Here is a 13378-nt window from a genome sequence, read left to right on the forward strand (position 1 = left end):
CGCGCCGCCGCCGTGCTCGGCGGGGCGCGGGAGACAGAGGGGCGCTTCGGCGGCGCGCTCGCCTTCGACGGCACGGACGACGCCGTACGCCTCCCCTTCCGCCGCCACCAGCCCCTTCGTACGAAGGACTTCACGGCCTCGATGTGGTTCCGCTACTCGGCGGCGACCGGCGAGCAGCCGCTGCTCTGGATGGGCGGCATCGGCACCAACCAGCCGCAGGTGTGGCTGCGCGGCGAGCCCGCGAGCGACCGCGTCACCGGGCTGATCACCACGCGGGACGGCGCCACACCCCCGAGGTCCGCTTCCGTGCGCACCACGAGCGCGTACAACGACGGCCAGTGGCACCACGTCGCGCTGCGCCGCGGCGACGGACGTCTGACGCTCTTCCTCGACGGCACGCACGTCACCACCGCCGACGTGCCGGGCTCGGTCAGCCGCAACTCTCCCTTCGGTGTGCACATCGGGCAGCGCATGGACAGCCGCGCCCACTTCACCGGGTCGATCGACGAGGTACGGGTGTACGACAAGGCCTTGAGCGACGCCGAGCTGGACACCCTGCGCACCAAGAACAACTCTGTGACACGGGACACCGTCGCCCGGCTCCCCATGGACCGCGTGCGCGGCAGCAACTAACGTCCCGGGCGTGTCAGCCCAAGAGCGTCGTGGCCAGGCGGGCGGCAGGATCTGGCTGGTCCTGCTGCTCGCCCTCGCCTGCGCGGCCGTCCTGCTCGTCGCCCTCCCCGACGACGACCGGGAGGGCGACGACACGGATACGGCGTGCGGGCCCCGCACCGTGGCGTCCTGGTCCGCCGACCCCAGGACCACCGGCGAGTTCGCGCGCTACGGCGACGACGGGGCGCGGACCGACGACTGGACCGGCGGGGACGGCACCCACTCGGTGCGGCTGCCGGACGGGCGCGTGCTGTGGCTGTTCTCCGACACCTTCCTCGGCCAGGTCCACGCCCCGCCCAACCCGGCGGGCCAGCCCCACACCTGGCGTGACGCGAACGCGCCCATGGTCCGCAACTCGGCCGTCGTCATGTCCCGCTCGGGCACCCTCCAGCGCACCCTGCCCGCCCCGCTCTTCGCCGACCCGGCGTCCCAGCAGTGGCGCTGGCCGGTGGCGGCAAGGGTCGAGCCCCGCTCGCCGGACTCGGACGAACAGGTCGTACGCGTCCTGCTGTGGAACCGCGTGGCCAGCCAGGGCCCGTGGATCTACGGCGTCCCCCTGGCCACGGAGGTCGCCACGCTCTCCCTGCCGGACCTGCGCGTCGAGGGCATCGTGAAGGTGTCCGACCAGCAGCGGGTCGCGGACCCGGAGAAGCGGGTCCTGTACGGCGCGACGACGGTCGACGACGACGACTGGACGTACGTCTTCGGCGGCACTGACGCCCAGGCCACCTCGCGCCCCTCCTCGCAGGCCCATGTCGCGCGCGTCCCGCACGGCAGGCTCGCCGAGCCCGCCGCCTGGGAGTACTGGGACGGCGACGAGTGGGGCCGCGAAGGCGCGTCACGGCCGGTGCTCGGCGACGGCAGGCGCAAGGGGGTGGGCAGCGCGTTCACGGTGGTGCGGGACGAGGGGACGTATGTGCTGTTCACCATGGCCGCGGGCACCGAGGGCCTGACCACCGTCACGTCGTACTGGGCCTGCTCCCCCACCGGGCCCTGGCACGGTCCCGCCAAGGCCTTCGAGGCCCCCCTGCCCAAGGACGCCGCGGCGCGCCAGGACACGGCCGCCTACAACCCGCAGGCCCATCCGGCGCTCGGCGGGGACGGGCGGGTGGTGCTGAGTTACGACGTGAACTGGCTGGACCCGGTGGCCGCGAGCGCGCAGGCGAACGTCAGCCGGAACGTGTCGCTGTACCGGCCGCGGTTCGTGTCGCTCCGGCTCGCGGCGCCGCGCTGACGGGCTCGCCGGTGTCGAACTCCGCCAGGTCGCGCGAGCGGCGCTTGGCGATGACCGCGCAGACCATCAGCTGCATCTGGTGGAAGAGCATCAGCGGCAGGACGGCGAGGGAGGCGTGCGCCCCGAACAGGACGCTCGCCATGGGGAGCCCCGAGGCCAGGGACTTCTTCGACCCGGCGAACTGGATCGCGACGCGGTCACCGCGGGCGAAGCCGAGCCGCTTGGCGCCGTACCAGGTCAGCGCCAGCATCACGGTGAGCAGCACCGCCTCGACGCCGAGCAGCGCGAGCAGCCGCAGCGGGGTCACCTGGTGCCAGATGCCCTGGACCATGCCTTCGCTGAAGGCGGTGTAGACGACGAGCAGGATCGATCCGCGGTCCACGTATCCGAGGACTTTCTTGTGCCGGGCGAGGAAGCCGCCGACCCAGCGGCGCAGCAGCTGCCCGGCGACGAACGGCACAAGCAGTCGCAGCACGATCGTGAGGACGGAGTCCGCCGAGAAGCCGCCCCCGCCGCTGCCGAGCAGCGCCGCCGCGAGGAGCGGGGTGAGCAGGATGCCGGCGAGCGAGGAGAAGGAGCCGGCGCAGATCGCCGCGGGGACGTTGCCGCGGGCCATGGAGGTGAAGGCGATGGACGACTGGATCGTCGACGGCACCAGCGTGAGGAAGAGGAACCCGCTGTAGAGGGCGGGGGTCAGGACGTGGGGCACGAGTCCCCTCGCCGCGAGCCCGAGCAGCGGGAAGGCGACGAACGTACAGGCGAGGACGGTGACGTGGAGCCGCCAGTGCTTGAGTCCGTCGAGCGCCTCCCGGGTGGAAAGACGGGCCCCGTAGAGGAAGAAGAGGAACGAGACGGCGGCGGTGGAGGCACCGGACGCGACATCGGCGGCGCCGCCGCGGGCCGGTATGAGCGCCGCGATTCCCACGGTCGCGAGCAACGCCACGATGTACGGGTCGACCGGCGTCCAGGACGGCCACTTCAGGCGTTTCACGGTGCTCCATGCTTTCGGGGGCTCGAAGATGAGTGGCCAGTGCGGGACGGAAACGGAATATGCGCTCCCTCTCCATGATCCTCCCGCCCGGCGCGATCGGGAATCCCGTACACCGCTCTGACTGCCATCACGGAACGCGATGACCGCCACTAGGCTGGAGCGCGTGTACGACCCTTCGCAGCTCCGCACCTTCCTCGCGGTCGCCCAGACGCTGAGCTTCACGCGGGCCGCCCGCCGTCTCGGGCTGCGCCAGTCGACGGTGAGCCAGCATGTGCGCCGCCTGGAGGAGGCCACCGGACGGCAGCTGTTCACCCGCGACACGCACAGCGTCGAGCTGACCGAGGACGGCGAGGCCATGCTCGGCTTCGCCCGCCGCATCCTGGCGGTGCACGAGCAGGCGGCGGCGTTCTTCACACGGACGCGGCTCGGCGGGCGGCTGCGGTTCGGGGCGTCGGAGGACTTCGTCCTGACCCGTCTCACCGACATCCTGGAGTCCTTCCGGCACGACCACCCGGACGTCGACCTGGAGCTGACCGTCGAACTCTCCGGCACGCTGCACGAGCGGCTCGACGCGGGCAAGCTCGACCTGGTCCTCGCCAAGCGGCGGCCGGAGGACCCGCGCGGCGAGCTGGTCCGCCACGACGAGCTGGTCTGGATCGGCTCCGAGCGGCTGCGCCTGGACCCGGAACGGCCCGTGCCGCTGATCGTCTATCCCCCGCCGGGCATCACCCGCGCCCTCGCCTTCGAGGCGCTGGAGCGGCGCGGCCGCGCCTGGCGTGTGGCCTGCACCAGCGGCAGCCTCAACGGCCTGGTGGCGGCGGCCCGCGCGGGCCTCGGCGTGATGGCGCACTCGCGCGGCCTGATCCCGCCGGGCCTGGTCCGCGTCCCCGACCGGGCGGGCCTGCCGGAGCTGGGCCCGATCGACTTCGTCCTGCTGCACGGCGAGCGGCGCGCGTCCGACCAGGACGCCGCCGACGCGCTCGCGGCGGCAATCCTCGCGGGCGGGGACCGCCTGCGGCGCGACACCGGAGCTGGTGGGCGGTGATCTCGGTGAGCTTCTCCGAGCACTCCATGCGGGCGGCCTCCGCGGCGAGTCTCAACGGCTCGGGCACTGCGGGCGGCGTGTTCCGGGACGGTCCGGAACACGCCGCCCGGCGTTGGGCCCTTGGGCGTCAGCTCGTGGGCGGGGTGGTCTCCCGGGTGCACAGACGACGGTCCGTGGGTCCGGTGATCGCCTCGCCCGTCTCCAGAGAGAAGCTGGAGTGGTGCAGGGGGCAGGTGATGCGCAGCCGTGCGGCGTTCACATAGCCGTGGGCGAGGAAGCCCTTGCGGTGCGGGCAGGCCGCGTCCACCTCGAACTCCCGGCCGTCGACCCGCACGCGGAGCTTGTCCTCACCCACCTGCTCGATGGTGGCGTCGTTCACTCAGGCCGCCTTGAGCGCGGAGGCGACCGCCGCCTCGGTGGCGCCGCCGATGACCTCACTGGCCATCTTGAACCCCGCCCACACCTTGACCGGCTGAAGATCGACCTCGGCGTCGAACTCCCGTATCGCCACCTGGAGTTCCTTGGCGTGGAAGTGGTCGATGTGCAGGTGCTCGGTGTAGTAGCGGGCGCCCTTGAGGCCGAGCCGCTGCGCCGCGGCGGCGAAGCACTTGAAGGCGTAGAGGATGCTGGACTCCAGGTAGCACAGCGTGCCGAGGAAGTACTCGGGGCGCGGCGCCCGGGCGGCCGCCCAGAAGAACGTGTTGACGTACGCGTACGTCTCCTCGTTCGTACGGTCGAGATAGTCCTCGACCTCCAGGGACATGCCCAGCTCGGTCATCAGGTCGCGGTAGATGTTGAAGTGCGCCTGGTCGAGGTTCCCGCAGCCGAACTCGTCGATGAGCACCCGGAACACGGCCATCTTGGCCTTCTTCGGGAGCCGCCACACGATCGGCAGGAAGGACTCGGACTCGGTCAGGCCGTCCACCGCGAACTGCGCGACGACCTCCTTGAACTGCTCCAGGTCCAGGTCCTCCGCCATGACCCGCTCGAACTCCGGCGGGTCGGCCTCCTCGGCCTTGAGCAGTTCCTTCATCTGCCGGCCGAGCGCCGCGCGGTCCGGCAGGTCCGGCGCCGCGGCCTCGATCTCGCGGACCCGGGAGGCGATCAGCCGCTCTTCGAGTCCATGCAGTTCGCGCAGCTCTTCGGGGCTGGGGATGGTGCGGTTGAGGACGAACAGGCGGCTGCCCGCGGTGCGTTCCGCGGTGGCGTTCGCTGTCATGGGGCGCTCCTTCGCAAGGAGAGGTGGGAGGAGGGTGAGAGGTGTCCGGTGCCGTCGGCGGGTCAGCCGACGGCCAGCGCCGTGCTGATGACTCCGCGCCGCGCCAGCTCGGTCTTGACGTGCAGGTACCAGTCGTCCGCCAGCAGGCCGTACCGCTCGGACAGCTCGTCGATCCGCTCCTGGGAGACGCGGGAGAAGGACGTCACGGCCTCGTCGCAGGTGTCGGGTTCGAGGTTGGCCAGCGGGCCGACGAATCCCTGGACGCCGGGGACGTCGGCGATCTGGTGCTCCCAGCCCTGGAAGACCGGTACCGGCACGTCACCGGCCAGCAGTTCCTTGGTGAACCGCGCGTCGCCGCTGGACTCCTTGACGCCGATGACACCCGGCAGCGCGCACACCTCGCGCAGCGCGGCCACGTCCAGGTCCATCTTGGAGACCGCGTTCTCGTGGTAGACGAAGACGGGCAGCGGGCTCTTGTCGACGATCTCGCGGAAGTGCTCGACGAGCGTGGGGCGCGGTGTGTCGGCGGCCGGGAACGGCGGCGGCACCACGATCGCGTCGGCGCCCAGGGCCTCGGCGAGCGCGGCCCGCGCCAGTATTCCGGCGGGCCGCCCGACCTCGACCCCGGCGAGCACGGGGGCGCCGTCGGCGTGCTCGACGGTGAGGTGCACGATGTCGATCCACTGCTTGAGGGAGAGTTTCCAGCCCTCTCCGGTGCTGAGCGCCGGCATGTACCCCGCGACCCTCCCCCGCAGGCTGTCCATCAGCCGGGCGACGCTCTGCTCGCACACCTTGTGGCGTGCGTCGACGGGCGTCACCAACGGCACGACCGTGCCGCGCAGCTGCTTCAGCCGCTCCACGGCGGCGAACCGGTCGGCGGAAGCTTCAGACGGCGGCATGGTCGACCTCCAAGGTCAGGGACGTGCGGTACAGGGCGTCGAGTACGTCGTCGGCGTCGTCGAAGCGGACGGCGCCGCTCGCCCGCTCCGGGGCGCGCACCGGCAGCCCCTCGGCGGCGAGCGCGGTGAGGCGGGGGTTCACCGTGACCAGTTCGCCCCCGGCGGCCAGCACGGACGCCAGCAGCATCCGCTCGCGCAGCGCCAACAGATCGGTGGAGGCCGGCAGCTGGGCCAGCGCCTCCCAGTCGGCGGCGGTGTAGGCGCGCCGCCGGATCGGCATGAGGGAGTGCAGCACGTCCATGAAGGGGTAGTAGACGTCCTGCTCGTGGCGCGAGTAGCTCCACACCAGGTCGTCGCAGCGGCCGACCTCCTCGTACGTCATCACGACCGGCCGGTGCAGATGCTCCGCGAAGAAGGCGGCGCAGGCGGCGCGCACGGCCGCGTCGCGGCTGTGCATCCCCATGAACAGGGACGCGTCCACGTAGATGTCACGCGGCATAGCTGTCCACCGCCTCGCGCAGGCGGGTGAGGGACTCCGCGAACTCCTGGGGGTCGCGGGCGAGCGCGATACGGACGTACCGCTCGCCGCGCTCCGGCTCGTTCCAGTAGAAGTACGTGCCGGGCAGTACGTAGACCTCGTACTGGGTGAGGTGCGCCTGGAGCTCGGTCGCCTTGATCGTGTCGTCCGTGATCCGGAACCAGGCGACGCTGACGTTGACCGCGGGCTCCAGGTGTTCGAGGAGGCTGCCCTGAAGGGTCTTCAGGGCGGTCTCGCGGTTGCGGGTGATGACGTCGCGCACCGAGCCCATGCCGTCCTCGATGGAGTCCTCGACGTAGCGGGCGAGGAAGTTGAGGACGAACGGCGAGACGTCGAGCAGGACGCTGGTGTGGATGTTGTAGACGTCCTCGTACAGGTCCCGGCTGCAGGTCAGCAGGGCGCACTTGGCGTCCTGCAGCGGCCAGGTCTTGCCGGTGTCCTCCAGGGCTATGTAGCGCACGCCTGAGGTGTCGAGGAGTTCGTAGAGGTCGAACCGGCCGAAGCGGGGGTCGGCGAGGGCGAAGGCCGCGAAGCACAGGTCGACGACGAAGAGCTTGTCGTGGTCGACGCAGTAGCGGACGACTTCCTCGAAGCCCTTGCGGCCGTGGCTGAGCAGCGAGAAGCCGGTGGGGTTGTTGGGGTCCACCAGGAAGAGCGCGTCGGTGGTGACGGCCTCGGCGAGGCGGTCGTAGATGCGGTCGGCGTCGTGCAGGGCGTCCTCGGGGATCGGCACCGGGTGGACGCCGACGTTGCGCAGGACGTCGGGCAGATTGTCGAAGCAGGGCTCGACGAGGCTGACGCTGATCTCGTTGCGCCGCAGGTACATGCCCGCGACCAGCGTGGAGATGGAGGCCGCGTACGAGAGCATCGTGGACTCCGCGCGCACGCTGTTCTGGCCGTGCAGCCGGAAGAAGACCTCCTTGAAGCGGTCCTCCAGGTCCGCCTGGCGGGTCTCCTCGGCTTCGTACCAGAGGGCGGGCAGAGCCTCGACGATCTCTCGCTGGCCCGGGGACTGCTGCTGGTGCGTGTGGGCGTCAGCGAGGTTGAACCGGGTCTTCAGTGCCTGGATCTCGTGCTGAGTGAGGTCGAGAAGCTGCTCGGTCACAGGATTCCTTGAGGGAAGAGGGCGACGCGCACGGGCCGACGGCGTGCCCGCACGGCACGGCGGCAGGGCCCGTTCGAGGACGTCGGTATCGGCGCCGACGCAGGCGTCGGTATCGGCATCGACGTAGGCGTCGGTAACGGAAGAGTGGTCGAGATCTGCTCGGAAACGCGCGTCATCCACGCGGGGAGAAGCCGGGCCCGCACCCGGCTGGGCCGCAACAGGGTTTGCCTCTGAGGGTTTTGAACCTGGCGCGGCGCGACCACCGTGACGTACGTTAGACGATGATCGATCATCGCTCAAGTCTCTGCCGATCCCATGTCAGTTCCGACCGGAGTTCCCATGTCAGGTGAGAGAGTCATCGAATTCCCGCCGCCGGGCGCCTCGTTGAAGCGCGTCCCCCTGAGCGAACAGGTGCGGCGCACCCTTCTCGACGGGTTGCTCAACGGCCGCTGGCGCCCCGGCGACCGCATCATCGAGCGGCACATCGCCCAGGAGCTCGACGTCAGCCACGGCCCCGTGCGTGAAGCGCTGCGCGACCTCCAGGCCATGCAGCTCGTGGACATGATCCCCAACAAGGGTGTACGAGTAAGGGAGTTGACCCCGGACTATCTGACCTCGGTCTATCCGGTACGCGCGGCCCTGGAGCGCCTCGCCGGCCAGCTGGCCGTACGCCGGCTCGCCGGGGACGTGTCGGAGCTGGAACCGCACCTGGAGCTGCTTCACCAAGCGGCGCGGGACGGGGACGCCGACCTCCAGATCCACTGCGCCGTCGAGTTCCACCGGGAGATCGTCCGCTCCGCCGGGAACGAAGTGCTGCTGCGCAACTGGGAGTCCCTGGCCATCGAGCTGTGGACCCGCCTCTCCCTGAAGTGGCTGCGCACGGAGCTGCACGAGAACGCCGAGGACCACGTCGCCATCGTGGACGCCTTCCGACGCCAGGACCCCTACGTGGGCCGGATGCTCGAACTGCACGTCCTCGACTACGCACACAACCGATAGGAACGACGCCATGACCACCACCCCGCACCCGCGTGAGCGGGTCGCGCCCGGCACCATCACCGTGTTCTCGGACATCTGGTGCTCGTTCGCCCACGTGGGACTGCACCGGCTGCACACCACGCGGGCCAGGCTCGGCCTTGAGGAGCGGGTCCGCTTCGACCACCGGGCGTTCCCCCTGGAGCTGTTCAACAACGGGCCGAGCCCCCGGCCGGGCACGGACTCCGAGGTCGGCGGGGTGGCGCACATCGAGCCCGACGCGGGCTGGCAGCTGTGGCGGGCGCCGGACTGGAAGTTCCCCTCCTCGTCGCTGCCGGCGCTGGAAGCCGTCCAACTGGCCAAGGCGCAGGGCCTGGCGGCCTCCGAGCGGCTCGACCTCGCGCTGCGCCGGGCCTTCTGGGCCGAGAGCCGCTCCATCGGCGCCCGCGCGGTGGTGGTGGACGTGGCGCAGGAGACGCCGGGCGTCGACGCGGCCGCGATCGCCGAGGGGCTGGACGACGGGCGGGCCCGCCGCGTGATCACGGAGGACTTCGTGTGCGCCCGGGAGCACCAGGTGCGGTGCAGTCCGCACCTGTATCTGCCGGACGGCTCCGACTGCGCCAATCCCGGCGTGACGGCACGCTGGCACGGCAAGTACGGCACGGGTTTCCCTGAAGTGACGGGCAACGACCCGAAGGTCTATGAGGAGTTGCTGCTGCGGGCCGCCGGGTGACCTGCCCCGGGCTTCCGCCGGTCTCGCATGGTGAGAAATGATCGATCATCGCTCATTACTGACCAGTAGGTGTTGACTGCATCTACCAGCGACTTCTACGTTCTGTATTACGGAAACAAGCTTCCGCATTACGAAATGCGCGGAAGCGGCGTCATCGCGGTGCGCGTCGCCGCCCCTCGTACACCGGCCGGACCACCCGCATATCCGGCCCCCACTCCTCACTCCTCACTCCTCACCCAGGAACGCGAAAGGGGATCATCCGTGTCCCAGCTCGACCAGCTTCCCGACAAGGACCCGTCCGAGGTCGCCGAGTGGCGTGAATCCCTCGACGCCGCCGCCGGATTCGGCGGCCCGCGACGGGCCGCGCAGCTGCTGCAGCGCGTCAACGAACACGCGCGGCACACCGGAATCGACGTTCCGCCGTTCCTGGAGACGCCGTACATCAACACCATCCCCACCGCCGCCGAACCGGCCTACCCCGGCGACGAGGAGATGGAACGGAAGATCACCGCGTGGAACCGCTGGAACGCGGCCGCGATGGTCACGCGCGGCAACCAGCGCGGCGGCCTCGGCGGGCACATGGCCACCTTCGCCTCGGCGGCCTGGCTCTACGAGGTGGGCTTCCAGCACTTCTTCCGCGGCAAGGAGGCGGACGGCTCCGGTGACCAGCTCTACGTCCAGGGGCACGCCTCGCCCGGTGTCTACGCCCGAGCGTTCCTCGAAGGACGCCTGAGCGAGGGCCAGTTGGACCGCTTCCGCCAGGAGGCGGGCGGCGACGGACTGCCCTCCTACCCGCATCCGCGCCGCCTGCCCTGGCTGTGGGAGTTCCCGACGGTGTCGATGGGCCTCGGCCCGCTGTCGGCCATCTATCAGGCGCGGTTCAACCGCTACCTCACCAACCGCGGCATCAAGGACACCTCCGGTTCACACGTGTGGGCGTTCCTCGGTGACGGCGAGATGGACGAACCCGAGTCGACGGCGGCCCTCGCCCTCGCCGCGCGCGAGAAGCTGGACAACCTCACCTTCGTCATCAACTGCAACCTCCAGCGCCTCGACGGACCCGTCCGCGGCAACTACAAGATCGTGCAGGAGCTGGAGCGGCAGTTCCGCGCGGCCGGCTGGAACGTCGTCAAGTCCCTGTGGGGGCAGGCCTGGGACGGCCTGCTCGCCGAGGACACCGACGGCGCTCTGGTCCACCGGCTCGGGAGCGTCCCCGACGGTCAGTTCCAGACCTTCGCCGCGCGCGACGGCGCGTACATCCGCGAGCGGTTCCTCGGCGCGGACCCCGCGCTCGCCCCGCTCGGCGACCGGCTGAGCGACGCGCGGCTCGAAGAGATCGTCGGGACCTCGCGGGCCGGCCACGAGCCGCGCAAGGTGTACGCCGCCTACCGCGCCGCCCTGGCACACAAGGGCGCGCCCACCGTCGTCCTGGTCCAGACGGTCAAGGGCTGGACGCTCGGCCCCGGCTTCGAGTCGCGCAACGCCAACCACCAGATGAAGAAGCTCTCGGGCAAGGAGTTCCGCGCCATGCGGGACCTGCTCGAACTCCCCATCCCGGACCGGGCCTTGGACGACACCCTGGTGCCCTACTGGCACCCCGGAGCCGACTCCCCGGAGGCCAGGTACCTCCAGGAGCGCCGCGCCGCCCTCGGCGGCCCCGCCCCCGCGCGCAAGATCGTCCCGAAGCCGCTGCCGCTGCCGTCCGCGAAGCCCTTCGACGCCCTGAAGAAGGGCTCGGGCAGCCAGGAGATCGCCACGACGATGGCGTTCGTCCGGCTGGTGAAGGAGCTGATGCGGGACAAGGAGACCGGCAAGCGCTGGGTGCCCGTCGTCCCCGACGAGGCCCGCACCTTCGGCATGGAGTCACTCTTCCCCTCGGCCGGGATCTACTCGCCGGTCGGCCAGACCTACGACCCGGTCGACCGCGACCAGCTCCTCTACTACAAGGAGTCCAAGGACGGCCAGATCCTCAACGAGGGCATCACGGAGGCGGGTTCACTGGCCTCGCTGACGGCCGCGGCGACGTCGTACGCGACGCACGCCGAGCCGATGATCCCCTTCTACATCTTCTACTCGATGTTCGGCTGGCAGCGGACGGCCGATCAGTTCTGGGCGCTGGGCGACCAGTTGGGCCGTGGCTTCGTCATCGGGGCGACGGCCGGGCGCACCACGATGACCGGTGAGGGCCTTCAGCACGCCGACGGGCACTCGCATCTGATCGCCTCCACCAATCCGGCCGCGATCAGCTACGACCCGGCCTTCGCGTACGAAGTCGCCGTCATCGTCCGCGAGGGGCTGCGCCGCATGTACGGCCCGGACGCCGAGGACGTCTTCTACTACCTCACCGTCTACAACGAGACGAAGGTCCAGCCGCCCATGCCGTCCGGCGAGGGCGTGGAGGAGGGCATCCTGCGCGGCCTCTACCGCTACCAGGAGGCCACGGACGCGGCCGCCGACGCGCCGCGCCTCCAGCTCCTGGCCTCCGGCACCGCGATCCACTGGGTCCTGGAGGCCCAGCGGCTCCTGCGTGAGGAGTGGGGCGTCGCGGCCGACGTGTGGTCCGCCCCGTCCTGGACGGAGCTGCGGCGCGAGGCGCTCGACGCGGAGGCGGAGAACCTCCGCGCGGCCACCGCGGGCGAGGGCGCCGGGGGCCGCGTCCCCTACGTCACGCGTGCGCTGGCCGGTGCCCCCGGGCCGGTCGTCGCCGTCAGCGACTGGATGCGGGCGGTGCCCGATCAGATCAGCCCCTGGGTGGAACAGGACTGGACGTCCATCGGCACGGACGGCTACGGCCTCTCCGACAGCCGGGAGAACGTCCGCCGCCACTTCGGCGTGGACGCCCCCTCGATCGTCGTCGCCGCCCTCGCCACGCTGGCCCGGCGCGGCGAGGTCAAGCAGGAGACGGTACGGCAGGCCGCCGCGCGCTACGGAGTGGAGGCGTGACCATGCCCGACGAGGTCATCACCCTGCCCGCCCTCGGCGAATCCGTCACGGAGGGCACGGTCACCCGCTGGCTCAAGGAGATCGGCGAGGAGGTCGCGGCCGACGAGCCCCTCCTTGAGGTCTCGACGGACAAGGTCGACACGGAGATTCCCTCGCCGGTGGCGGGGGTGCTTCTCGAAATCGTGGTGGGCGAGGACGAGACCGCCGAGGTCGGCGCCAAGCTCGCCGTCGTCGGTGCGCCGGGTGCCACGCCGGCCCCCCCGGCCCCCGCAGCCGAGGCCCCGGCTCCGGCTCCGGCTCCGGCTCCGGCTCCGGCTCCGGCTCCGGCTCCGGCTCCGGCCCAGCCTGCGGCCCCGTCCCAGCCCGCCGCTCCAGCGGCCCACGCTGCTCCGGCTGCCGCTCCCGCCGCTCCGGCGCAGCCCGCTGCCCCGGCTGCCACCCCGGCCGCGCCCGCCACTACGACCGCCGCCCCCGCCAATGCCACCCCGGCTCGGCCCGCCGCTCCGGCGCAGCCCGCTGCCCCGGCCGCCACCCCGCCCGCGCCCGCCGATGCCACCCCGGCCCCGGCTCCCGCTCCGGTGCGGCCCGCCGCTCCCACCGCCCCGGCCCCCTCCACCCCGGCCGACGACGGCGCCTACGTGACCCCGCTGGTCCGCAAGCTCGCCTCCGAGAACGGTGTCAACCTCTCCGAGGTCAAAGGCACCGGTGTCGGTGGCCGCGTCCGGAAGCAGGACGTCATCGCCGCCGCCCAGGTCAGGAGGGAATCCGCCCCGGCACGGGAGGACAGCGGCTCGAGCGAGGCCTCTTCGCTGCGCGGCCGGACCGTGAAGATGACCCGCATGCGCAAGGTCATCGGCGACAACATGATGAAGGCCCTGCACTCGCAGGCCCAGCTGACCTCGGTCGTCGAGGTCGACATCACCAAGCTGATGAAGCTGCGCGCCAAGGCCAAGGACGCCTTCGCCGCCCGCGAGGGCGTCAAGCTCTCGCCGATGCCGTTCTTCGTCAAGGCCGCCGCCCAGGC

13 protein-coding genes are annotated in these 13378 nt (G+C 71.2%); 7 read left to right on the forward strand and 6 right to left on the reverse strand.

Features of this window, described 5'->3' with window-relative positions:
• Together ACWDZ7_RS41575 and ACWDZ7_RS41580 are read left to right on the forward strand one after the other, a co-directional pair.
• A partial coding sequence (locus tag ACWDZ7_RS41575) for a LamG domain-containing protein (RefSeq protein ID WP_451803965.1) occupies positions 1 to 633 on the forward strand: 633 nt, incomplete at its 5' end.
• Positions 634 to 643: 10 nt separating this feature from the next.
• On the forward strand, positions 644 to 1906 hold the full coding sequence (locus tag ACWDZ7_RS41580; protein ID WP_451803967.1) for a DUF4185 domain-containing protein: 1263 nt from the start codon (positions 644 to 646) through the stop codon (positions 1904 to 1906).
• Here the strand turns inward: ACWDZ7_RS41580 and ACWDZ7_RS41585 are convergent.
• Positions 1842 to 2897, reverse strand: coding sequence for a bile acid:sodium symporter family protein (locus tag ACWDZ7_RS41585; protein ID WP_451803969.1), 1056 nt, complete (start codon positions 2895 to 2897; stop codon positions 1842 to 1844). The genes ACWDZ7_RS41580 and ACWDZ7_RS41585 overlap by 65 nt on opposite strands.
• A 163-nt stretch (positions 2898 to 3060) precedes the next feature.
• Between ACWDZ7_RS41585 and ACWDZ7_RS41590 the strand changes: the two genes are divergently transcribed.
• A complete protein-coding gene (locus ACWDZ7_RS41590) occupies positions 3061 to 3942 on the forward strand; it encodes a LysR substrate-binding domain-containing protein (protein ID WP_451803986.1) in 882 nt (293 codons plus the stop codon).
• Between the two features lie 127 nt (positions 3943 to 4069).
• Here the strand turns inward: ACWDZ7_RS41590 and ACWDZ7_RS41595 are convergent, their stop codons facing one another.
• The 5 genes from ACWDZ7_RS41595 to ACWDZ7_RS41615 form a co-directional block, all read right to left on the reverse strand.
• Complete coding sequence (locus tag ACWDZ7_RS41595) at positions 4070 to 4321, reverse strand: Rieske (2Fe-2S) protein (RefSeq protein WP_451803971.1); 252 nt, start codon at positions 4319 to 4321, stop codon at positions 4070 to 4072.
• Positions 4322 to 5161 carry an iron-containing redox enzyme family protein gene (locus tag ACWDZ7_RS41600; protein WP_451803973.1) on the reverse strand — a complete coding sequence of 280 codons (840 nt, stop codon included), beginning with the start codon at positions 5159 to 5161 and terminating at the stop codon, positions 4322 to 4324.
• A 62-nt stretch (positions 5162 to 5223) separates the two neighbouring features.
• Complete coding sequence (locus tag ACWDZ7_RS41605) at positions 5224 to 6060, reverse strand: dihydrodipicolinate synthase family protein (protein WP_451803975.1); 837 nt, start codon at positions 6058 to 6060, stop codon at positions 5224 to 5226.
• On the reverse strand, positions 6047 to 6559 hold the full coding sequence (locus ACWDZ7_RS41610) for a DUF6190 family protein (RefSeq protein ID WP_451803977.1): 513 nt from the start codon (positions 6557 to 6559) through the stop codon (positions 6047 to 6049). Before ACWDZ7_RS41610 ends, ACWDZ7_RS41605 begins: the two co-directional genes overlap by 14 nt.
• Positions 6549 to 7703: a pyridoxal phosphate-dependent aminotransferase gene (locus ACWDZ7_RS41615; protein WP_451803979.1), complete on the reverse strand. Its 1155-nt coding sequence runs from the start codon at positions 7701 to 7703 to the stop codon at positions 6549 to 6551. Before ACWDZ7_RS41615 ends, ACWDZ7_RS41610 begins: the two co-directional genes overlap by 11 nt.
• 339 nt (positions 7704 to 8042) lie before the next feature.
• Between ACWDZ7_RS41615 and ACWDZ7_RS41620 the strand changes: the two genes are divergently transcribed.
• The 4 genes from ACWDZ7_RS41620 to ACWDZ7_RS41635 all read left to right on the forward strand — a co-directional run.
• Positions 8043 to 8702 (forward strand): GntR family transcriptional regulator, encoded by a 660-nt coding sequence (locus ACWDZ7_RS41620; protein ID WP_451803981.1) that lies wholly within the window; start codon positions 8043 to 8045, stop codon positions 8700 to 8702.
• A gap of 10 nt (positions 8703 to 8712) precedes the next feature.
• Positions 8713 to 9411 carry a DsbA family oxidoreductase gene (locus tag ACWDZ7_RS41625; RefSeq protein ID WP_451803982.1) on the forward strand — a complete coding sequence of 233 codons (699 nt, stop codon included), beginning with the start codon at positions 8713 to 8715 and terminating at the stop codon, positions 9409 to 9411.
• Positions 9412 to 9672: 261 nt separating this feature from the next.
• A complete protein-coding gene (gene aceE / locus ACWDZ7_RS41630) occupies positions 9673 to 12354 on the forward strand; it encodes a pyruvate dehydrogenase (acetyl-transferring), homodimeric type (protein ID WP_451803984.1) in 2682 nt (893 codons plus the stop codon).
• Positions 12355 to 12356: 2 nt separating this feature from the next.
• Positions 12357 to 13378, forward strand: a 1022-nt coding sequence (locus ACWDZ7_RS41635) for a biotin/lipoyl-containing protein (protein ID WP_451803988.1), incomplete at its 3' end; no start/stop codon positions are given.

The sequence above is a fragment of the Streptomyces sp. NPDC003032 genome (assembly GCF_053591415.1).